Origin of the sequence: Citrobacter sp. BIDMC107, from assembly GCF_001037575.1 — a bacterium.
GTDB classification, from domain to species: Bacteria; Pseudomonadota; Gammaproteobacteria; order Enterobacterales; family Enterobacteriaceae; genus Citrobacter; species Citrobacter freundii.
The window spans coordinates 1,583,969-1,605,870 of sequence record NZ_KQ089848.1 but is presented as its reverse complement, the minus strand read 5'-3'; the positions used below and the strand labels follow the sequence as shown (position 1 = coordinate 1,605,870).

Here is a 21,902-nt window from a genome sequence, read left to right as displayed (position 1 = left end):
AACCTTCCAACTTATAATTTTTGACTCCGCATCGCGGGGCGTTTGAGATTTTATTATGCTAATCAAATTATTAACCAAAGTATTCGGTAGCCGTAACGAGCGTACGCTGCGTCGTATGCGTAAAGTGGTCAATGTCATCAACGCAATGGAACCGGAGATGGAAAAACTCTCCGATGATGAACTGAAAGCAAAGACCGCTGAATTCCGCGCCCGTCTGGAAAAAGGTGCCAGCGTTGAGAGCCTGATCCCGGAAGCGTTCGCAGTGGTGCGTGAAGCGAGTAAACGCGTGTTCGGTATGCGCCACTTCGATGTTCAGCTGTTGGGTGGTATGGTGCTTAACGATCGCTGCATCGCGGAAATGCGTACTGGTGAAGGTAAAACCCTGACCGCGACACTGCCAGCCTACCTGAACGCATTAAGCGGGAAGGGCGTACACGTAGTTACCGTGAACGACTACCTGGCTCAGCGTGATGCCGAAAATAACCGCCCGCTGTTTGAATTCCTCGGCATGACCGTTGGTATCAACATGTCTGGCCTGCCAGCGCCAGCCAAGCGTGAAGCCTACAACGCCGATATTACTTACGGTACCAACAACGAATACGGCTTTGACTACCTGCGCGACAACATGGCGTTTAGTCCGGAAGAGCGTGTTCAACGTAAACTGCACTATGCGCTGGTCGATGAAGTTGACTCCATCCTGATCGATGAAGCGCGTACGCCGCTGATCATTTCCGGCCCGGCTGAAGACAGCTCGGAAATGTATAAAAAAGTGAACAAAATTATCCCACACCTGATCCGTCAGGAGAAGGAAGATTCCGACACGTTCCAGGGGGAAGGCCACTTCTCTGTTGATGAGAAAGCGCGCCAGGTTAACCTGACCGAACGTGGTCTGGTACTGATTGAAGAGTTGTTGGTTAACGAAGGCATTATGGATGAGGGCGAGTCTCTGTACTCTCCAGGCAACATTATGCTGATGCACCACGTGACTGCCGCACTGCGTGCGCACGTGCTGTTTACCCGCGATGTTGACTACATCGTGAAAGACGGCGAAGTTATCATCGTTGATGAACACACCGGCCGTACCATGCAGGGGCGTCGCTGGTCTGATGGTCTGCACCAGGCTGTTGAAGCTAAAGAAGGCGTAGAGATCCAGAACGAGAACCAGACGCTGGCATCTATTACCTTCCAGAACTACTTCCGTTTGTACGAAAAACTGGCCGGTATGACCGGTACAGCAGATACCGAAGCCTTTGAATTTAGCTCCATCTACAAGCTGGATACTGTAGTTGTACCAACTAACCGTCCGATGATCCGTAAGGATTTACCGGATCTGGTGTACATGACCGAAGCGGAAAAAATTCAGGCGATCATTGAAGATATTAAAGAGCGTACCGCAAATGGCCAGCCGGTGCTGGTGGGTACTATCTCCATTGAAAAATCTGAAGTGGTCTCTAACGAGCTGACCAAGGCAGGCATCAAACATAACGTCCTCAACGCCAAGTTCCATGCCAGCGAAGCGGATATCGTCGCACAGGCGGGTTACCCGTCTGCCGTGACAATCGCTACTAACATGGCGGGTCGTGGTACCGATATCGTGCTGGGCGGTAGCTGGCAGGCAGAAGTTGCCGAGCTGGAAAACCCAACTCCGGAACAAATCGCGCAGATCAAAGCCGAGTGGCAGGTTCGCCATGACGCGGTATTAGCTGCTGGTGGTTTGCATATTATCGGTACTGAGCGTCACGAATCTCGTCGTATCGATAACCAGCTGCGTGGTCGTTCTGGTCGTCAGGGGGATGCGGGTTCTTCTCGTTTCTATTTGTCGATGGAAGATGCGCTGATGCGTATTTTTGCCTCTGACCGCGTGTCCGGCATGATGCGTAAACTGGGTATGAAGCCTGGTGAAGCCATTGAACACCCATGGGTGACCAAAGCAATTGCTAACGCGCAGCGTAAAGTGGAAAGCCGCAACTTCGATATTCGTAAGCAGTTGCTGGAATATGATGATGTTGCCAACGACCAGCGTCGTGCTATCTACACCCAGCGTAACGAACTGCTGGACGTAACTGACGTTAGCGAAACCATTAACAGCATTCGCGAAGACGTATTCAAAGCGACGATTGATGCCTATATTCCGCCGCAGTCTCTGGAAGAAATGTGGGATATTCCGGGTCTGCAGGAACGTCTGAAAAACGACTTCGATCTGGATATGCCGATTTCAGAGTGGCTGGATAAAGAACCTGAGCTGCACGAAGAAACGCTGCGCGAACGTATTCTGGCAAACGCAGTAGAAGTTTATCAGCGCAAAGAAGAAGTTGTGGGCGCGGAGATGATGCGTCACTTCGAAAAAGGCGTGATGCTGCAAACGCTCGACTCTTTGTGGAAAGAGCACCTGGCTGCGATGGATTACCTGCGTCAGGGTATCCACCTGCGTGGTTACGCGCAAAAAGATCCGAAGCAGGAATACAAGCGTGAATCCTTCTCTATGTTTGCATCAATGCTGGAATCACTGAAGTACGAAGTGATCAGCACTCTGAGCAAAGTTCAGGTGCGTATGCCTGAAGAAGTAGAAGCGATGGAGCAGCAGCGTCGCGAAGAAGCTGAGCGTTTAGCGCAGATGCAGCAGTTGAGCCATAAAGGTGATGATTCTGCTGCGGCAGAAGAGCTGGCGGCACAAACCGGCGATCGTAAAGTGGGTCGTAACGATCCGTGTCCTTGCGGTTCCGGCAAGAAATACAAACAGTGTCATGGCCGTCTGAGCTAAGAAAATAACTTATTGAAAAGGCGCAGACTTCTGCGCCTTTTTTATGGACGATGAAAATGAAAATATTGCAGATCGCCGTCGGGATTATTCGTAATCAGCACAATGAAATTTTTATCACCCAGCGTGCGGCTGATGCCCACATGGCCAATAAGCTGGAGTTTCCCGGCGGGAAAATTGAAGCGGGCGAAACGCCGGAGCAGGCGCTGATTCGCGAGCTACAGGAAGAAGTAGGGATCACGCCGACTCAAAGTTCATTGTTCGAAAAGTTGGAGTATCAGTTTCCGGACAGGCATATCACTCTGTGGTTCTGGCTGGTTGAAAGCTGGGAAGGCGAGCCGTGGGGAAAAGAGGGGCAACCGGCGCAGTGGATTGCGCAATATGCTCTGAATGCGGAAGATTTCCCGCCGGCGAATGCACCGGTCATTGAAAAGCTGATTACTGGATAATGGTGTTCGTAGGCCGGATAAGGCAACACCGCCATCCGGCAAATTATGGCGGGGGTGCTACGCTTGCCCGCCCTACTTATTAGCAGAATTACTTCTGCTCCTCACTCCAGTCGTCGCTTTCCGACAGATCGCCTGAGCTTGGGATGCGTTTCTCTTCTGCAGCCCACTCTCCCAGATCGATTAACTGGCAGCGCTTGCTGCAGAATGGGCGAAACGGACTGACTTCAGCCCATACTACAGGCTTGCCGCAGGTTGGGCAGTTGACGATGGTTTGTTCAGACATGTTGACTCCTTAACAGCACGCCAGTTCAAAATCGAGGCGCTCAGGCACCTGACCATTCTCGCTATCCAGCGGCATAAAGCGGATGGCAAAACGGCTCTTATGACCAGAAATTTGCGGATAAAGCTGCGAATCTAGCGGCAGCTGCAAGCGCAGCAGATCTGCATCTTCGCCGTTGTCCTGATAAAAACCATTCAGGCTGGTTTGCTTACGAAACGGCGCTGAGTTGCGAATTAAATCCAGCACCAGCGACAGCGCTTGATTGAGCGGATTCAGGCTGGCAAGCCAGGTTTCAACCTGCGCGTCACGATACGATTGCGCCAGGTGTAACCAGATATGCAGAGTCGGCAGATCGAAACTGCAGCACCCGCCAGGAATACTTAAACGTTGACGTACGAGACCAATCAGACGATCTTCGCGCAGCGTCTGTCCAATACGCGGGGCAGAAATCAGAATGCTGCCTGCACTTTTTAACTGCTGGCGCAAAGAGTCGATTCTGCTTTGATCGACGCCGGGAACTTCGACCCAGGCCTGGAGTTTACGCTGCTGTCGCTCCAGTTCTTTGAGGAGTTCGGTACGGACTTCGCCGCGTTCAAATACATCCAGTAAATCTCCGATATTGCGGAAAAAATGCAGAGCGCCGGCATGGTCAGCAATGGGTAAATTAACAGAGAGCTGTTGGATTAAAAACTCAATGCGCAGCCATGTACGCATCTTCTCATTGAGAGGGTGTTCAAAAAGGACCTGGGTGTGCATTACGGTTTTTCCTGTGAGACAAACTGCGACGCGCATTGCAAATAGAGCGCGTGCAGGCGGGCGACATCCGAGGCGATGGCTTCCGGTGCGCCATTATTATCAATAACATCGTCTGCCACGGCCAGCCGCGCTTCACGCGTTGCCTGGGCAGCAAGAATTTGTTCAACATGCTCACGTGTGACGTCATCACGCTGCATGGTGCGTCTGAGCTGGGTTTCGGGCGTGACATCCACCACGAGTACGCGGTCGGCTTTTTTATACAGCGAATTTTCCACCAGCAAAGGGACAACCCATAACAGGTAAGGTGAGGTCGCTTGCTGAAACTGGCGCTGCGTTTCCTGCTGAATAAGCGGATGGAGCAGGGCATTCAGCCAGCTTTTCTCCTCTGGGGCGGAAAAAATGCGTTCGCGTAAAATGCGCCGCTGCAACGATCCGTCTGCGGCGATAACCTCGGAACCAAAATGTTCTTCGATTGCCTTAAGAGCAGGTGTGCCGGGTTCAACCACCTGGCGCGCAATAATATCTGCATCAATGATGTTTATTCCGAGGTCAGCGAACGCATTTGCAACGGTGCTTTTACCACTGCCAATGCCGCCGGTTAAGGCTACCGTATACCTCATAGATGCCGATCCTGGAGTTTAAGTTTGATTATCAAACAGTTAAAAGTTAAGCGTGCGAAGGCGAGGCTGTTGCAGGATTAACCTACTATTCGCCAGGTAAATTTATGGGATTGTAGCGTAAAAAAAGAGAATTTCGCAGTCTTGCGCGGCATTGATTAGTGCGTATGATAGCGTCACTGGAGTTGTGAGTTTCGATTTTTCGCCATTAACCCCAGGAATCCGCACATGCGTATCGAAGAAGATCTGAAGTTAGGTTTCAAAGACGTTCTTATCCGCCCTAAGCGTTCTACTCTCAAAAGCCGTTCCGATGTTGAGCTGGAACGTCAATTTACCTTTAAGCATTCAGGTCAGACCTGGTCCGGCGTACCTATTATTGCCGCGAACATGGACACTGTCGGGACGTTTGCCATGGCAACGGCGCTGGCATCCTTCGACATCCTGACCGCTGTGCACAAACACTATTCTGTTGAAGACTGGGCCGCCTTCATCGCAGAGACTTCTGCCGATGTACTCAAACACGTAATGGTTTCAACCGGCACGTCTGACGCAGATTTCGAAAAAACCAAACAGATTTTGGCGCTCAACCCAGCGCTGAATTTTATCTGCATTGATGTGGCAAATGGCTACTCAGAGCATTTTGTTCAGTTTGTGTCGAAAGCGCGTGAAGCATGGCCGACAAAAACGATTTGTGCGGGCAATGTAGTCACCGGTGAAATGTGTGAAGAGCTGGTGCTCTCCGGTGCTGATATTGTCAAAGTAGGCATAGGCCCGGGTTCTGTATGCACCACACGTGTAAAAACCGGCGTTGGCTATCCACAGCTTTCTGCGGTTATTGAATGTGCGGATGCAGCCCACGGTCTGGGCGGCATGATTGTCAGCGACGGCGGTTGCACAATGCCGGGTGACGTTGCAAAAGCGTTTGGCGGCGGCGCAGACTTCGTTATGCTCGGCGGTATGTTGGCCGGTCACGAAGAAAGCGGCGGCAAAATTGTTGAAGAAAACGGTGAGAAATTCATGCTGTTCTACGGTATGAGCTCAGAATCTGCCATGACGCGTCACGTTGGTGGTGTTGCACAGTACCGCGCTGCAGAAGGTAAAACCGTCAAGCTGCCACTGCGCGGCCCGGTTGATAATACCGCTCGCGATATTCTCGGCGGTTTGCGTTCTGCTTGCACCTATGTAGGCGCATCCCGTCTGAAAGAGCTGACCAAACGTACAACGTTTATTCGTGTACAGGAACAAGAGAACCGCGTATTCAATAGCCTGTAAAACAGGTCGTTCTGTGAAATGCCGGATGGCGTTACGTCGCCATCCGGCATTTGAATTTATCCCACTCCGCTCATCGCATCTCCCAAATGGAAAATCGGTAAATACATCGCGACAACCAGCGTACCGATGATAAGCCCCGTGATGACCAGCAACGCAGGCTCAAGTAATGCAGCCAAATTCTCAGCTTGAGCCAGGGTTTTCTCGCCATGGTGATGCGCGAGATTGCGCAGCATTGCATCCAGCGAGCCGGAAGCTTCACCAGTTCGGACCAGCTGTATGCACAATGGGCTGAATTCACCGCTATTTTTAAGCGCTAACCAGACCGGCTTTCCGGCGCTAATGTCGTGCTGAACCAGCGCTAAACGTTGCGACCAGAAAGGGTTAGCCAGCGTTTCGGTAACGCTCTCAAGACCCTGCAAAAAGGGAATGCCCGCATTTTGCGTTAACGCCAGAACGGTGAAGATCTGCGTGAGCTTTTGCCCTCTCACCATCGGCCCTATGACCGGGAGGCTGAGCAGCAATTTCTGGCGCAGAACGAGCCAGTACGGTTTCTGATTTATCAAATGATGTGCCGCAACCGCTACCAGGCCAAGTGCTACCGCCAGCCATCCCCATTGGCTGCTATAGTGTGCGATGGTAATAATCCACTGAGTGAGGGCCGGTAGCGGGGTGTTGAATGTCTGGTAGATGGCGGCAAACTCAGGGAGTACAAACTGCAACATCGCAAATACGACCAACACCGCCATTGTGATGATGATAATCGGATAGCGCAGGGCTTTTTTAACTTTATCAGCAAGTTGCTGTTGTTTCTTTTGCTGGTAGGCGAGTTCAAAACAGCAGTCGTCCAGCTTACCCGTAAGCTCTCCGGTGCGGATCATTGCTTGGTAAAGGGGCGGAAAAACGTGTTGCCATTGTGATAGCGAGGTGGAGAGGGTAATGCCCTGTTCCATATCGTAAGCCAGCGTACGCAGTAGCGCCTGCCATTGACTGCTGGGATGCTGTTCAGCAAGCAGAGCTAGCCCTGTTGAGAGCGTTAACCCTGCTTTTAGCAATGTCGCCAACTGGTGTATGGTTTCGGCACTTCTTGTACGGCTCCAGTGCGAGGTTTTGACACGCATACGTTTAATGCGTAGCGGCGTAATCTGTTGTTTCTCAAGAGCCAGCATTAATGACGGTCGCGTATCGGCCCATAGTGTACCTTCCAGCGATTTACCTTTGTTGTTAATGCCTTGCCAGCGCCAAAGCTGTTTAGCGGACATGAGGCACGCCCAGTACACGAATCAGCTCTTCAAATGTCGTTAATCCTTGCTCGACGGCCTGACAGCCATTCTCGAAAAGCGTTCTCCCTGATAGCTGAGCATCAGGTTCCACTCCGTCTACGGGGGTGTCACTGGCAATACTCTGACGTAATGCCGGTGTAACAGGGAGTACTTCAAACAATGCCGTACGGCCATAAAATCCGTGATAACAATGTTTGCAGCCAGGGGCCTGCCAATTCGGTAGTGGTGTAGGCCAGACAGCTTTCGGGAGTGTTATAGGCGTACTCTGACGTTGTCGGCAATGGGGGCACAACTTTCTGACCAATCGCTGTGCAATGACGAGCGTCAGCGCGGAGGCGATCATCCAGCGTGCAACCCCCATTTGTTGCAGACGCACCAGCGTTTCACTGGTGGAATTGGTATGCAGCGTAGAAAGAACCAGATGACCGGTTTGTGCGGCTTTAAGGGCTATTTCTGCTGTTTCTCCATCGCGGATTTCACCCACCATGATAATGTCGGGATCCTGGCGCAACAGAGCACGTAAGACTCCCTGAAAAGTCAAACCGGCGCGTGGGTGAATTTGCGTCTGGTTGATGCCTGTGATCGGGATCTCTACCGGATCTTCTACGCTACAGAGATTAACATCTGGCGTGTTTCGGGTTTGCAGCGCACTGTACAGTGTGACCGTTTTACCGCTTCCGGTAGGCCCGGTAACCAGAATCAGCCCCTGAGGCTGCTGCAAGGCTTGCGAAAATGCGGCCAGTTGCGCGTCTTGCATTCCCAGTGCGGCGATCTCCAGTGACTGCTCGACCTGATGAAGTAGCCTCAACACGACTTTTTCGCCGTAGCGACAGGGCAGGGTGGCGATGCGAAACGAGATAGGTTCTCCTGAAATCTCAACGGTAAATTGTCCGTCTTGTGGAAGCCGATGCTCGGCAATATCCAGACTGCCTAATACTTTTAACCTCGCGGTGATGGCAATGCCCATCTCGGTCGTGATTTCCGGTAACGCGTGGAGTACTCCATCCACACGTAATCTGATCCGATAGTGATTTTCCGCTGGCTCAAAATGAATATCAGAAGCCCGTTTCTCCAGAGCGGAATGAAACGTCTGATTCAGCAAGTCTGCTGCGCTGGCGCTGCTTTTTGTGACTACTGCCGGGAGCATTTTCTGCGGTGTATGCGTGTGGCCTTCCATTTGCTGACGTGTCCAGCAGACAATGTCGATGCGCCGGGTGGTGGCAAAATGCAGTGCATCCAGCAGTTCGTGTGATGGGGCGTCTACGACGGCGATATGTACCACTTCATTGTCTGCATCCAGTAATATTCCCTGATAACGTTGGCATAGCGCTGTAAGCTGGGTGGTATTCATCTCTGTTCCTTAGTGGGTATCGAAGCGGAAAACATCTTCACAGGCCTGCTGCAATGCGCTGTCGTTCTGGATGATGCAGTTACGGTTCCAGCCGGTAATGCCGTTGGCATTGTCCCAAGCCGGCATCATGGTGATGCTTAACCCGTTCAGGCTTTCCTGCCCACTAAGGCTGACAACGCCTTTTTCAATGCTCATGGCTGAGACGTAACGGGTAGTTGTTGGAGTGGGAATACCATTCGTTCCGGCATCGCAGGTATCTGTTCCTCCATGCTCCAGTGCACAGAGCTCAACCGCTGTGCGATAGGGGACAAAGGTTTGCAGCATGTCTGTCAGCGCGGCCTTGCGCAGATAGTTTTGATATGCCGGAATACCGATGGCGCTAAGAATGGCAATAATGCCAATCACCACCATGAGTTCGATAAGCGTAAAGCCTCGTTGCTTGTTCATTGTTTACTCCTTGAGTTTGCTGGCGCTACTTTGGCAAACCGACGGGAGGACGGCGAGAGACAAAAAACAGAATGGGAAGGCGGATTCCGAGGACTTTTACGAAATTACAGAATCAGACAATGTATTTGCTAAGAGGCTCGAAGAAACTGCCGGATGGCGGCGTAAATGCCGTATCCGGCTTACAGAATAAACCTGTGTAGGAGGCCCGATAAGCGAAGCATCATCGGGCAATACAATCAGCAATTAGCGAAAACGCATGGAGAGATCGAGAGCGCGAACATGTTTGGTCAGCGCGCCAACAGAGATGAAATCCACGCCGGTTTCGGCAAATTCGCGCAGCGTTTCATGGGTGACATTGCCCGAGACTTCCAGACGCGCCTGGCCGTTGGTGCGTTTTACCGCTTCGCGCATTTGGTCGGTTTCGAAGTTATCGAGCATGATGATGTCGGCCCCGGCTTTCAGCGCGTCGTCCAGCTCATCCAGGCTTTCTACTTCGACTTCAACCGGCACATCCGGGTGCAACCAGAATGCTTTTTCTACGGCCTGACGTACCGAGCCGGAAGCAATAATGTGGTTTTCTTTAATCAGGAAAGCGTCGGACAGCCCCAAACGATGATTCGCGCCGCCGCCGCACAATACGGCGTATTTTAGCGCGGTACGCAGTCCTGGCAGGGTTTTACGCGTATCCAGCAGTTGGGTCTTGGTCCCAGCTAACAGGTCGACGTATTTACGCACCTCGCTTGCTACACCTGAAAGCGTCTGCACAAAATTAAGCGCGGTACGTTCACCGGTCAGTAACACGCGGGAAGGGCCGTCCAGTTCAAACAGTGGCTGATTAGCCTTAATGCTGTCGCCATCTTCGACATGCCAGGTGATGTTTACATCATCGCCAGCCAGTTGAATAAAGACCTCTTCCACCCAACGTTTCCCACAAAAAACGCCATCTTCGCGGGTAATTACGGTAGCGTGGGAGCGCATGTCTTCGGGTAAAAGCTGTGCGGTGATATCGTTATTGGCATCAACTTCTCCGCCTAAATCTTCACGCAGCGCCTGAGCGACAGCGGCAGGGATATCGAGATTTATGCGTTCCAACAGCGCGTCACGTCGGTAGTCAGGGTTATAGCGGCGAGGCGGCATGATAAAACTCCAAATTGCTAACGAATCATAAGGTGGAAACATGCTACCCTGAACCTGATATGAGCACCACCAATAAGGAGATTCTGCATGTTGTTAGACGAGGGCTGGCTGGCAGAGGCGCGACGCGTTCCCTCTCCGCATTACGATTGCCGCCCGGATGACGAAAACCCTTCTCTGCTGGTGGTGCATAATATCAGCCTGCCGCCCGGCGAGTTTGGCGGCCCGTGGATAGACGCGCTGTTCACTGGCACGATTGATCCCAACGCCCATCCTTATTTTGCCGGAATCGCCCACTTGCGCGTTTCGGCCCATTGTTTAATTCGCCGTGATGGTGAAATCGTGCAGTATGTCCCCTTTGATAAACGCGCCTGGCATGCCGGTGTCTCGAGCTATCAGGGCCGTGAACGCTGTAATGATTTCTCAATTGGTATTGAGCTGGAAGGGACGGATACGCTGGCCTATACCGACGCGCAGTACCAGCAACTGGCAGCCGTGACCAATGCCCTGATTACGCGTTATCCGGCTATTGCTAACAATATGACAGGACATTGCAATATTGCGCCCGAGCGTAAGACCGATCCCGGGCCCTCATTTGACTGGGCAAGGTTTCGCGCCCTGGTCACCCCCTCGTCGCACAAGGAGATGACATGACGCTGTTTACAACATTACTGGTGTTGATTGTTGAACGCCTGTTTAAGCTGGGTGAGCACTGGCAGCTTGATCACCGGGTTGAAGCTTTTTTCCGCCGGATTAAGCATTTCTCGATGATGCGTACGGTAGGCATGACTCTTATTGCGATGGGAGTGACGTTTCTGCTACTGCGCGCACTTCATGGGCTGCTGTTTAACGTTCCGTTGCTGGTGGCGTGGATCTTAATTGGCTTGCTGTGCATCGGCGCAGGCAAGGCGCGCCTTCACTATCACGCTTACCTGAACGCGGCCGCTCGCGATGACGCTCACGCTCGTGAGGCGATGGCCAGCGAGCTGACGCTTATCCATGGTGTTCCGCCGGACTGTGACGAGCGTGAGTTCCTGCGTGAACTGCAGAACGCGCTGTTATGGAACAACTTTCGCTTTTACCTGGCGCCGTTATTCTGGCTGATTGTCGGTGGCCCGTGGGGACCTGTGACGCTGGTTGGTTATGCCTTTTTACGTGCCTGGCAGTCCTGGCTGGCGCGCTATCAGACACCGCACCAGCGTCTGCAATCGGGTATTGATGCGATCCTGCATGTGCTGGACTGGATCCCGGTGCGTCTGGCGGGCGTGGTCTATGCGCTGCTGGGACACGGCGAGAAGGCGTTGCCAGCCTGGTTTGCGTCGCTTGCTGATCTGCATACTTCGCAATATCAGGTGCTTACGCGTCTGGCGCAGTTCTCGCTGGCGCGCGAACCTCATACCGATAAAGTCGAAACGCCAAAAGCGGCTGTTTCGATGGCGAAGAAGACCTCATTTGTGGTGGTGGTGATTATTGCGTTGCTGACCATTTATGGGGCATTAGTATAGCGTTGTGCCGGATGGCGCTAACGCTTATCCGGCCTACAATGGAAAAACGTGTAGGCCCGGTAAGCGTTAGCGCCACCGGGCAGTGCAACGGTTTAGTTCGTATCAGCAGGCGGGATGCCAAAATCTGGCATGCCGTTTTCGTCCCAACGCACGAGCTTCAGACGAGTGTGGCGGTTTGGGTCGTACAGCGGATCGCCCTCGATTTCGGTGTAATTTCTCGCGTGATACACCAGCACATCTTCACCTTCTGGCGTTTGCGTAAAGCTGTTGTGTCCCGGCCCAAACTGGCGGTTTTCATAGCTGGTGGTAAAGACCGGGCGCGGTGATTTGTGCCAGTTCTGCTGGTTGAGCGGATCTGCGTCTAAGTCAATCCACAATAATCCCATACAGTAGTTCTCATCGGTAGCGCTGGCGGAATAGCTGATAAACAACTTGTCGCCGTGAACCATGACGGCAGGACCTTCGTTGACCCAAAAACCCCGGCATTCCCAGTCATATTCAGGATGGCTTAGCATGACCGGCTCGCCTTTAATCGTCCATGGATTTTCCAGTTCTGCGAGATAGATATTGGAGTTTCCGGCGATATCGGGCGATTTCTGCGCCCATAGATACCACTGTTTTCCCTGATGGTTAAAGGTGGTGGCATCGAGCGCAAAGGTATCAAACTGCGTTTTAATCTGACCTTTCTCCGTCCACTTTCCGGTCAGCGGATCGGCGTCGGCACATTCGAGCGCAAACATGCGATGCTGGAACATCCCCAGCTTGTCGAGCGACTGTGTGTGGGTGGCGGCAAAATAGATGTACCACTTGCCTGCCAGATGATGGATTTCGGGCGCCCAGATGAGTTGGCTCATGGGGCCGCTTTCTGGCTTGCGCCAGATGATAACCGGGGCGGCGGTGCGCAACCCTTCCAGCGAGTCGGCCCGGCGTATCTCCAGCCGGTCATATTCAGGTACTGAAGCAATGAAATAGTAGTGGCTACCGTCACGTAAGATAAACGGATCGGCACGCTGTTCAATAAAGGGATTTGGCCACTGATTCATTAGGCTTTCCTTACGGTTTCAGTCGTTTTTATATCGTGGTATTCATTCAGTTCACGGTAGTTGGCGCGGCGCTTTTCTAAATCTGTCTGGATTTGCTGCATAAACTCGCGGTCAACTTTCAGCAGACGAACCACGCCAGCAGTAATCAGGTAGCCTGCGCCCGGTATGATGGTAAACAGCAGCATAATACCGTTAATGGCGGAGTCGCTTTGCGTTTTCGCCCCAGCGTCGTAGCCGTACCAGGAGAGCAGGAAGCCAACCATCGCTCCGGCAATCGCCAGGCCCAGTTTCAGGAAGAACAGGTTGCCGGAGAAGCTGATTCCGGTGATACGTTTACCGGTTTTCCACTCGCCGTAGTCATCGACATCCGCCATCAGCGACCAGTGCAGCGGGGATGGGATCTGATGCAGGATGTTGAGCAGGAAGTAGAGCACCATAATCATCATGGTGGCTTTCGGATCGAAGAAGTAAAACGCGGCGGAGAAAATCGCCAGGATGATATTGGTCCAGAAGAACACTTTCAGTTTGCACCAGCGATCGGTTAACACCTTCGCCAACATGCTGCCGATCATCATGCCTACAACGCCAAGGCTGATAAACAACGTCGCAAATTGTGTACTCTGCTGCATAACCCAGGTCACGTAGTACATGGTGGCAGCCATGCGAATAAAACCCGGACAGACGTTGCACAGGGTTAACAGCAGGATTTTTACCCACTGATCGTTCTTCCATACGTCTTTCAGATCGGCTTTTAAATCGTCATTGGTCTGGACAGCAGGGCGTACACGTTCACGGACGGTTGCAAAGCAAAACAGGAACATACACATGCCGATGAAGGCCAGTACCGCCATCGCCATTTGATACCCTTTGGCTTTGTCTTCCCCGCCGAACCAGTCGGCCATGGGGAGCAGGGTAAGGGAGAGCAGCAGAGTTGCAATTCCTACCAATACAAAGCGATATGACTGGCAGGCGACGCGTTCTTGCGGATCGTTGGTGATGACGCTGCCGAGAGAGCAATAGGGGATATTGATCGCCGTATAGGTAATTGAGAGCAGGAAATAGGTAACAAAGGCATAGATAACTTTGCTGTTATATGTCCACTCAGGGGTGGTAAACATCAGTACGCTGAATAATGCGTACGGGAAAGCCATCCACAAAAGCCATGGACGAAATCGACCATATTTGCTGCGGGTGCGGTCGGCCATTGCGCCCATTATAGGGTCGGTAACGGCATCGATAACGCGTACTGAGAGCAGTAACACGCCGACCAGTGCAGGCGCGAGTCCAAAAATGTCTGTGTAAAAATAGTTAACAAACAACATGATGGCGCCAAAGATGATGTTGCATCCGGCGTCGCCCATTCCATAGCCAATCTTTTCTTTCACCGTGAGCTTACTGGTTTCCATCAACTGCACTCCATGAATGAGATATGGAGAGAATTATTGTCTGGTACCGGTGTTTTTGCGTTGCAGGATAACGCCGCTGATATGGACTAAACAGTCGTGAGTGGGAAAGTGTGAGGCAGGTAACAACCCCCACCTGGCGCAGGTGGGGGAGGAAAAATTAATGTGCTTTAACCGTGCCGGCCGTTTTCTGTTTGAACAGGTAACCAATGCCAAGAATAGCAATCCATACCGGGATTAAGTACACCGAGATCGCCATGCCCGGCGTCATCAGCATAATCACCAGTACTGCAGCCATGAAAATCAGGCACACCCAGTTACCCAGCGGATAGAGCAGCGCCGGGAAGCGGGTGGTAACGCCCTGCTGCTGTTTGGCTTTGCGGAACTTCATGTGCGCAAGGCTAATCATTGCCCAGTTGATCACCAGTGCGGAAACTACCAGCGCCATCAACAGGCCAAAGGCAGATTCTGGCGCCAGGTAGTTGATCAGCACGCACAGAGCCGTCACCAGTGCGGAAACCAGAATGGTGTTCACCGGCACGCCGCGTTTGTCGACGTTCATCAGCGCTTTCGGCGCATTGCCCTGCTGTGCCAGACCGAACAGCATACGGCTGTTGCAGTACACACAGCTGTTATAGACAGAAAGGGCAGCAGTCAGCACCACGATGTTCAGGGCATTAGCAACAAACGTGTCGCCCAGCTCGTGGAAAATAAGGACAAACGGGCTGGTATCAGCCGTAACGCGCGTCCACGGCATCAGGGAAAGCAGAACCGCCAGCGAACCCACATAGAAAATCAGGATACGGTAGATAACCTGGTTGGTTGCTTTGGGAATGCTTTGTTCCGGGTTATCCGCTTCTGCTGCGGTGATCCCAACCAGCTCCAGTCCGCCGAAAGAGAACATGATAATCGCCATCATCATCACCAGACCGGTGAAGCCATGCGGCAGGAAGCCCCCCTGGTTCCACAAGTTGCTGACGCTGGCCTGCGGCCCGCCGTTGCCGCTGAACAGCAGCCAGCCGCCGAAGATGATCATCGCGACGACAGCAATGACTTTAATAATGGCGAACCAGAACTCCATCTCACCAAACACTTTCACGTTGGTCAGGTTAATGGCGTTGATAATCACGAAGAAGGCTGCAGCAGAGGCCCAGGTTGGGATCTCCGGGTACCAGAACTGGATATATTTACCGACTGCAGTCAGCTCAGCCATGGCAACCAGCACGTACAGTACCCAGTAGTTCCAGCCAGAGGCGAAACCTGCGAAACTGCCCCAGTATTTATAAGCAAAGTGGCTAAAGGAGCCTGCTACCGGCTCTTCAACCACCATTTCACCTAACTGACGCATAATCAAAAAGGCGATAAAGCCGGCAATAGCGTAACCCAGAATAATACCCGGTCCTGCAGACTGGATAACGGATGCGCTACCGAGGAATAACCCGGTACCAATCGCGCCACCCAGCGCGATTAGCTGTATATGGCGGTTCTTAAGACCGCGCTTGAGCTGATCGCCATGCTGTTGACTTTCCATCATGAAACCTCGTGTGTGGTTTTACTCTTCATATTTCGAGTACTTATTTTTTGAACTACGCAGCAATGCGTGTGTAAGTTTGCAATTCCGTTTGTTGTATTAATTTGTTTACAGATGCTTTTGATAAAATGTTGCCTTAATACTTTTGTCTTGATCAGAATAATGATATGCGAGCGCGAATGCACCTGCTTTATGCGGGGAAGATGAAGAGTTGAATAAAAAGAAACCATTTGTAAATGCGAGTTTATCTACCACAAAATTTCCATTTTGAATTTCTATTCATTAATAGTGATTTAAGTATCGATAAATAAGCAGGTGAATCGGTTCAGATGAGATAATTTTTCGTTTCAATTCCGTTAAAACTACCTCGAGGTGGGTAAATTTAACATTTGTGCATAGTTACATGTTTGAAACGTTATTTCTGTAATGTTGTTAAAATATGCCTCCTTTACTGATTTCAATCAAAACCTGTATGGACAGAAGGTGAATACTTTGTTACTTTAGCGTCAAGAACATGAAATTGGTAAGACCAATTGACTCCGGGCAAATGGCTTAAGACAGGAAATCATGGCCTACAGCAAAATCCGCCAACCAAAACTCTCCGATGTGATTGAGCAGCAGCTGGAGTTTTTAATTCTTGAGGGGACACTTCGCCCCGGAGAAAAACTCCCACCGGAACGCGAGCTGGCAAAACAGTTCGACGTCTCCCGCCCCTCCTTACGCGAGGCGATCCAACGCCTTGAAGCGAAGGGGTTACTGCTTCGTCGTCAGGGCGGTGGCACTTTTGTTCAGAGCAGCCTGTGGCAGAGCTTTAGCGACCCACTGGTAGAGCTGCTCTCCGACCATCCTGAATCCCAGTTTGACCTGCTTGAGACGCGCCATGCGCTGGAAGGTATTGCAGCTTATTACGCTGCACTGCGCAGCACGGATGAAGACAAAACGCGTATCCGTGAACTCCACCATGCGATCGAGCTTGCTCAACAGTCCGGCGATCTTGACGGTGAATCTGATGCAGTACTCCAGTATCAAATTGCTGTCACCGAAGCGGCACATAATGTGGTGCTGCTCCATTTGCTAAGGTGTATGGAGCCGATGCTGGCCCAGAACGTTCGGCAAAACTTCGAATTGCTGTATGCGCGTCGTGAAATGCTGCCACTGGTTAGCAGTCACCGTACCCGTATTTTTGAAGCAATTATTGCCGGGAAGCCGGAAGAGGCGCGTGAAGCGTCCCACCGTCACCTGGCGTTTATCGAAGAGATTCTGCTGGACAGAAGCCGTGAGGAAAGCCGTCGTGAACGCGCCTTACGCCGTCTGGAGCAACGAAAGAATTAGTGATTTTTCTGGCAGAACGTTAACCAGAAGATGTTGTAAATCAAGCGCCATATAAAGTGCGCGGCAACTAAACGCAGAACCTGTCTTATTACGCTCTCTGGCGAGAACGTAATGGGACAGGTTCCAGATAACTCAACGTATTAGATAGATAAGGAATACCCCCATGTCAGAACGTTTCCCAAATGACGTGGATCCGATCGAAACTCGCGACTGGCTACAGGCGATCGAATCGGTCATCCGTGAAGAAGGTGTTGAGCGTGCTCAGTATCTGATCGACCAACTGCTTTCAGAAGCCCGCAAAGGCGGCGTGAAAGTAGCGGCAGGTGCAGGGGCCAGCAATTATGTAAACACTATTGCCGTTGAAGATGAACCGGAATACCCGGGCAATCTGGAGCTGGAACGTCGTATTCGTTCTGCTATCCGTTGGAACGCCATCATGACCGTACTGCGCGCGTCTAAAAAGGACCTTGAGCTGGGTGGCCACATGGCATCCTTCCAGTCCTCCGCAACGGTATATGATGTTTGCTTCAACCACTTCTTCCGTGCACGCAACGAGCAAGATGGCGGCGATCTGGTGTACTTCCAGGGCCACATCTCTCCGGGCATCTACGCACGCGCATTCCTGGAAGGTCGTCTGACTGAAGAGCAGATGAACAACTTCCGTCAGGAAGTACATGGCAAAGGCCTGTCTTCCTACCCGCACCCGAAACTGATGCCAGAATTCTGGCAGTTCCCGACCGTATCTATGGGTCTGGGCCCAATCGGTGCTATCTACCAGGCTAAATTCCTGAAATATCTGGAACACCGTGGTCTGAAAGATACCTCTAAACAAACCGTTTACGCCTTCCTGGGCGACGGCGAGATGGATGAGCCAGAATCAAAAGGTGCGATCACCATCGCGACCCGTGAAAAACTGGACAACCTGGTCTTTGTGATCAACTGTAACCTGCAGCGTCTTGACGGCCCGGTAACCGGTAACGGCAAGATTGTTAACGAACTGGAAGGCATCTTCGCGGGCGCTGGCTGGAACGTTATCAAAGTCATGTGGGGCGGTCGTTGGGATGAGCTGCTGCGTAAAGACACCAGCGGTAAACTGATCCAGCTGATGAACGAAACCGTTGACGGCGACTACCAGACCTTCAAATCCAAAGATGGTGCATACGTACGTGAGCACTTCTTCGGTAAATACCCGGAAACCGCAGCACTGGTTGCTGACTGGACTGATGAGCAGATTTGGTCTCTGAACCGCGGTGGTCACGATCCGAAGAAAGTTTACGCTGCACTGAAAAAAGCGCAGGAAACTAAAGGCAGAGCAACTGTAATCCTGGCCCATACCATTAAAGGTTACGGCATGGGTGACACCGCTGAAGGTAAAAACATCGCTCACCAGGTTAAGAAAATGAACATGGACGGCGTGCGTTATATCCGCGACCGTTTCAACGTTCCTGTGACCGATGAGCAGGTTGAAAACCTGTCTTACATCACCTTCCCGGAAGGTTCTGAAGAGCACACTTATCTGCACGCTCAGCGTCAGAAACTGCATGGCTACCTGCCAGCTCGTCAGCCGAACTTCACCGAGAAGCTGGAACTGCCGGCTCTGGAAGACTTCGGTGCGCTGCTGGAAGAGCAGAACAAAGAAATCTCCACCACTATCGCTTTCGTTCGTGCCCTGAACGTGATGCTGAAGAACAAGTCGATCAAAGATCGTCTGGTTCCGATCATCGCTGATGAAGCACGTACTTTCGGTATGGAAGGTCTGTTCCGTCAGATCGGTATCTACAGCCCGAACGGTCAGCAGTACACCCCGCAGGACCGTGAGCAGGTTGCTTACTATAAAGAAGACGAGAAAGGTCAGATCCTGCAGGAAGGTATCAACGAACTGGGTGCTGGCGCATCCTGGCTGGCTGCTGCGACCTCTTACAGCACCAACGATCTGCCGATGATTCCGTTCTACATCTACTACTCCATGTTCGGGTTCCAGCGTATCGGTGACCTGTGCTGGCAGGCAGGCGACCAACAGGCTCGTGGCTTCCTGATTGGTGGTACTTCCGGTCGTACGACGCTGAACGGTGAAGGTCTGCAGCACGAAGATGGTCACAGCCATATTCAGTCTCTGACTATCCCGAACTGTATCTCTTACGATCCGTCTTACGCGTACGAAGTTGCGGTCATCATGCACGATGGTCTGGAGCGTATGTACGGTGAGAAACAAGAGAACGTTTACTACTACATCACCACGCTGAACGAAAACTACCACATGCCGGCAATGCCAGCAGGTGCCGAGGAAGGTATCCGTAAAGGTATCTACAAACTCGAAACCCTCGAAGGTAAGAAAGGTAAAGTTCAGCTGCTGGGCTCCGGTTCTATCCTGCGTCACGTCCGTGAAGCAGCACAGATCCTGGCGAACGACTACGGTGTAGGTTCTGACGTTTACAGCGTAACCTCCTTCACTGAACTGGCGCGTGATGGCCAGGATTGTGAGCGCTGGAACATGCTGCACCCGATGGAAACTCCGCGCGTTCCGTACATCGCTCAGGTGATGAACGACGCTCCGGCAGTAGCATCTACTGACTATATGAAACTGTTTGCCGAACAGGTTCGTACTTATGTACCGGCTGATGATTATCGCGTACTGGGTACTGACGGTTTCGGTCGCTCTGACAGCCGTGAAAACCTGCGTCACCACTTCGAAGTTGATGCTTCCTACGTGGTTGTAGCGGCCCTGGGCGAACTGGCTAAACGTGGCGAAATCGATAAGAAAGTGGTTGCAGACGCAATCACCAAATTCAACATCGATGCAGATAAAGTTAACCCGCGTCTGGCGTAAGAGGTAAAAGAATAATGGCTATCGAAATCAATGTACCGGACATCGGGGCTGATGAAGTTGAAATCACCGAGATCCTGGTCAAAGTGGGCGACAAAGTTGAAGCTGAACAGTCGCTGATCACCGTAGAAGGCGACAAAGCCTCTATGGAAGTTCCGTCTCCTCAGGCTGGTATCGTTAAAGAGATTAAAGTCTCTGTTGGCGATAAAACTGAGACCGGCAAACTGATCATGATTTTCGATTCCGCCGACGGTGCAGCAGCAGCTGCACCTGCTCCGGCAGAAGAGAAGAAAGAAGCGGCTCCGGCAGCAGCACCTGCTGCTGCGGCGGCGAAAGACGTACACGTACCGGACATCGGCGGCGACGAAGTTGAAGTTACCGAGATCATGGTTAAAGTGGGCGACACCGTTGCGGCTGAACAGTCTCTGATCACCGTTGAAGGTGACAAAGCGTCAATGGAAGTTCCGGCACCGTTCGCAGGTACCGTTAAAGAGATCAAAATCAACACTGGCGACAAAGTGTCTACCGGTTCCCTGATTATGGTCTTCGAAGTAGCGGGCGCAGCGCCTGCTGCTGCACCGGCTCAGGCGGCTGCTCCAGCAGCAGCGGCGGCTCCGGCTGCTTCCGGCTCGAAAGAAGTTAACGTACCGGATATCGGCGGTGACGAAGTCGAAGTCACTGAAGTGATGGTTAAAGTAGGCGATAAAATTGCCGCTGAGCAATCACTGATCACCGTTGAAGGCGATAAAGCGTCAATGGAAGTTCCGGCACCGTTCGCGGGCACCGTGAAAGAAATCAAAATCAGCACCGGCGACAAAGTTAAAACCGGTTCTCTGATTATGGTCTTCGAAGTCGAAGGCGCAGCACCTGCAGCCGCTCCAGCACAAGCAGCTGCTCCGGTTCCGGCCGCAGCACCAGCGCCTGCGCAAGCCGCAGCTCCGGCCGCGAAAGCGGAAGGCAAATCTGAGTTTGCTGAAAACGACGCTTACGTTCATGCAACACCGCTGATTCGTCGCCTGGCGCGCGAATTCGGTGTGAACCTGGCGAAAGTGAAAGGTTCTGGCCGTAAAGGTCGTATCCTGCGTGAAGACGTTCAGGCTTACGTGAAAGACGCTATCAAGCGTGCTGAAGCGGCTCCGGCTGCAGCAGCAGGCGGCGGTATCCCGGGCATGCTGCCTTGGCCGAAAGTGGACTTCAGCAAGTTTGGTGAAATCGAAGAAGTGGAACTGGGCCGTATCCAGAAAATCTCTGGTGCTAACCTGAGCCGTAACTGGGTGATGATCCCGCACGTTACTCACTTCGATAAGACCGATATCACCGATCTGGAAACGTTCCGTAAACAGCAGAACGCCGAAGCTGAAAAACGTAAACTGGACGTGAAATTCACCCCAGTAGTCTTCATCATGAAAGCCGTTGCCGCTGCTCTGGAACAGATGCCGCGCTTCAACAGCTCCCTGTCTGAAGACGGTCAGCGCCTGACCCTGAAGAAATACATCAACATCGGTGTAGCGGTTGATACTCCGAATGGTCTGGTTGTTCCGGTCTTCAAAGACGTGAACAAGAAGAGCATTACCGAGCTGTCTCGTGAACTGACCGTGATCTCCAAGAAAGCACGTGATGGCAAGCTGACTGCTGGCGAAATGCAGGGCGGTTGCTTCACCATCTCCAGCATCGGTGGCCTGGGTACTACCCACTTCGCGCCGATTGTGAACGCGCCGGAAGTGGCTATCCTCGGTGTCTCCAAGTCCTCTATGGAGCCAGTGTGGAACGGTAAAGAGTTTATGCCGCGTCTGATGATGCCGATTTCGCTCTCCTTCGACCACCGTGTAATTGACGGTGCGGATGGTGCGCGCTTTATCACCATCATCAACAACATGCTGTCTGACATTCGCCGCCTGGTGATGTAAGCGAAAAAGCCGG

General features: G+C 52.1%; 18 protein-coding genes. 8 read left to right on the top strand and 10 right to left on the bottom strand.

Features of this window, described 5'->3' with window-relative positions; all coding sequences use genetic code 11:
- The first annotated feature begins 55 nt into the window (after positions 1 to 55).
- Together secA and mutT are read left to right on the top strand one after the other, a co-directional pair.
- Complete coding sequence (gene secA / locus SK39_RS07495; RefSeq protein WP_003018746.1) at positions 56 to 2,761, top strand: preprotein translocase subunit SecA; 2,706 nt, start codon at positions 56 to 58, stop codon at positions 2,759 to 2,761.
- A gap of 56 nt (positions 2,762 to 2,817) precedes the next feature.
- Complete coding sequence (gene mutT, locus SK39_RS07490; RefSeq protein WP_003837443.1) at positions 2,818 to 3,207, top strand: 8-oxo-dGTP diphosphatase MutT; 390 nt, start codon at positions 2,818 to 2,820, stop codon at positions 3,205 to 3,207.
- A gap of 88 nt (positions 3,208 to 3,295) precedes the next feature.
- Here mutT and yacG read toward each other — a convergent pair whose 3' ends face one another.
- From yacG to coaE, 3 genes are read right to left on the bottom strand one after another with little or no spacing between them, the layout of a single operon-like run.
- Entirely contained in the window at positions 3,296 to 3,490 is a 195-nt protein-coding gene (gene yacG, locus SK39_RS07485) for a DNA gyrase inhibitor YacG (RefSeq protein WP_003018740.1), read from the bottom strand.
- A 9-nt stretch (positions 3,491 to 3,499) separates the two neighbouring features.
- Positions 3,500 to 4,243 (bottom strand): cell division protein ZapD, encoded by a 744-nt coding sequence (gene zapD / locus SK39_RS07480; RefSeq protein WP_003837445.1) that lies wholly within the window; start codon positions 4,241 to 4,243, stop codon positions 3,500 to 3,502.
- Complete coding sequence (gene coaE / locus SK39_RS07475; RefSeq protein ID WP_003837447.1) at positions 4,243 to 4,863, bottom strand: dephospho-CoA kinase; 621 nt, start codon at positions 4,861 to 4,863, stop codon at positions 4,243 to 4,245. The genes zapD and coaE overlap by 1 nt, the downstream gene beginning before the upstream one ends.
- Positions 4,864 to 5,088: 225 nt before the next feature.
- On the opposite strand from coaE, the gene SK39_RS07470 reads away from it, so the two are divergent.
- Positions 5,089 to 6,132 (top strand): GMP reductase, encoded by a 1,044-nt coding sequence (locus SK39_RS07470; protein ID WP_003018732.1) that lies wholly within the window; start codon positions 5,089 to 5,091, stop codon positions 6,130 to 6,132.
- A 56-nt stretch (positions 6,133 to 6,188) separates the two neighbouring features.
- Here SK39_RS07470 and hofC read toward each other — a convergent pair whose 3' ends face one another.
- The 4 genes from hofC to nadC all read right to left on the bottom strand — a co-directional run bounded on the left by hofC (position 6,189) and on the right by nadC (position 10,347).
- Positions 6,189 to 7,391, bottom strand: coding sequence for a protein transport protein HofC (hofC, locus tag SK39_RS07465; RefSeq protein ID WP_032937546.1), 1,203 nt, complete (start codon positions 7,389 to 7,391; stop codon positions 6,189 to 6,191).
- Complete coding sequence (gspE, locus tag SK39_RS07460) at positions 7,381 to 8,763, bottom strand: type II secretion system protein GspE (protein WP_032937547.1); 1,383 nt, start codon at positions 8,761 to 8,763, stop codon at positions 7,381 to 7,383. The genes hofC and gspE overlap by 11 nt, the downstream gene beginning before the upstream one ends.
- Positions 8,764 to 8,772: 9 nt before the next feature.
- Positions 8,773 to 9,210 (bottom strand): prepilin peptidase-dependent pilin, encoded by a 438-nt coding sequence (gene ppdD / locus SK39_RS07455; RefSeq protein ID WP_032937549.1) that lies wholly within the window; start codon positions 9,208 to 9,210, stop codon positions 8,773 to 8,775.
- Between the two features lie 243 nt (positions 9,211 to 9,453).
- Positions 9,454 to 10,347, bottom strand: a complete 894-nt coding sequence (gene nadC / locus SK39_RS07450) for a carboxylating nicotinate-nucleotide diphosphorylase (protein ID WP_003837454.1) — start codon at positions 10,345 to 10,347, stop codon at positions 9,454 to 9,456.
- An 87-nt stretch (positions 10,348 to 10,434) separates the two neighbouring features.
- Between nadC and ampD the strand changes: the two genes are divergently transcribed.
- Both ampD and ampE read left to right on the top strand, forming a co-directional pair.
- Positions 10,435 to 10,998 (top strand): 1,6-anhydro-N-acetylmuramyl-L-alanine amidase AmpD, encoded by a 564-nt coding sequence (gene ampD / locus SK39_RS07445; RefSeq protein ID WP_003018719.1) that lies wholly within the window; start codon positions 10,435 to 10,437, stop codon positions 10,996 to 10,998.
- Entirely contained in the window at positions 10,995 to 11,849 is an 855-nt protein-coding gene (gene ampE / locus SK39_RS07440) for a beta-lactamase regulator AmpE (RefSeq protein ID WP_003018711.1), read from the top strand. The genes ampD and ampE overlap by 4 nt, the downstream gene beginning before the upstream one ends.
- Positions 11,850 to 11,941: 92 nt before the next feature.
- Here ampE and SK39_RS07435 read toward each other — a convergent pair whose 3' ends face one another.
- The 3 genes from SK39_RS07435 to aroP all read right to left on the bottom strand — a co-directional run bounded on the left by SK39_RS07435 (position 11,942) and on the right by aroP (position 15,829).
- Positions 11,942 to 12,892 (bottom strand): glycoside hydrolase family 43 protein, encoded by a 951-nt coding sequence (locus tag SK39_RS07435; protein WP_032937551.1) that lies wholly within the window; start codon positions 12,890 to 12,892, stop codon positions 11,942 to 11,944.
- Positions 12,892 to 14,298, bottom strand: coding sequence for a glycoside-pentoside-hexuronide (GPH):cation symporter (locus SK39_RS07430; protein ID WP_003845756.1), 1,407 nt, complete (start codon positions 14,296 to 14,298; stop codon positions 12,892 to 12,894). Before SK39_RS07430 ends, SK39_RS07435 begins: the two co-directional genes overlap by 1 nt.
- Before the next feature lie 157 nt (positions 14,299 to 14,455).
- On the bottom strand, positions 14,456 to 15,829 hold the full coding sequence (gene aroP / locus SK39_RS07425) for an aromatic amino acid transporter AroP (protein WP_085951556.1): 1,374 nt from the start codon (positions 15,827 to 15,829) through the stop codon (positions 14,456 to 14,458).
- A gap of 564 nt (positions 15,830 to 16,393) precedes the next feature.
- Here aroP and pdhR point away from each other — a divergent pair.
- From pdhR to aceF, 3 genes are all read left to right on the top strand, one after another.
- Positions 16,394 to 17,158, top strand: coding sequence for a pyruvate dehydrogenase complex transcriptional repressor PdhR (gene pdhR, locus SK39_RS07420; protein WP_003018699.1), 765 nt, complete (start codon positions 16,394 to 16,396; stop codon positions 17,156 to 17,158).
- Positions 17,159 to 17,321: 163 nt separating this feature from the next.
- Entirely contained in the window at positions 17,322 to 19,985 is a 2,664-nt protein-coding gene (gene aceE / locus SK39_RS07415) for a pyruvate dehydrogenase (acetyl-transferring), homodimeric type (RefSeq protein ID WP_003845758.1), read from the top strand.
- A 14-nt stretch (positions 19,986 to 19,999) separates the two neighbouring features.
- Complete coding sequence (gene aceF, locus SK39_RS07410) at positions 20,000 to 21,889, top strand: pyruvate dehydrogenase complex dihydrolipoyllysine-residue acetyltransferase (RefSeq protein ID WP_032937553.1); 1,890 nt, start codon at positions 20,000 to 20,002, stop codon at positions 21,887 to 21,889.
- Positions 21,890 to 21,902: the final 13 nt, after the last annotated feature.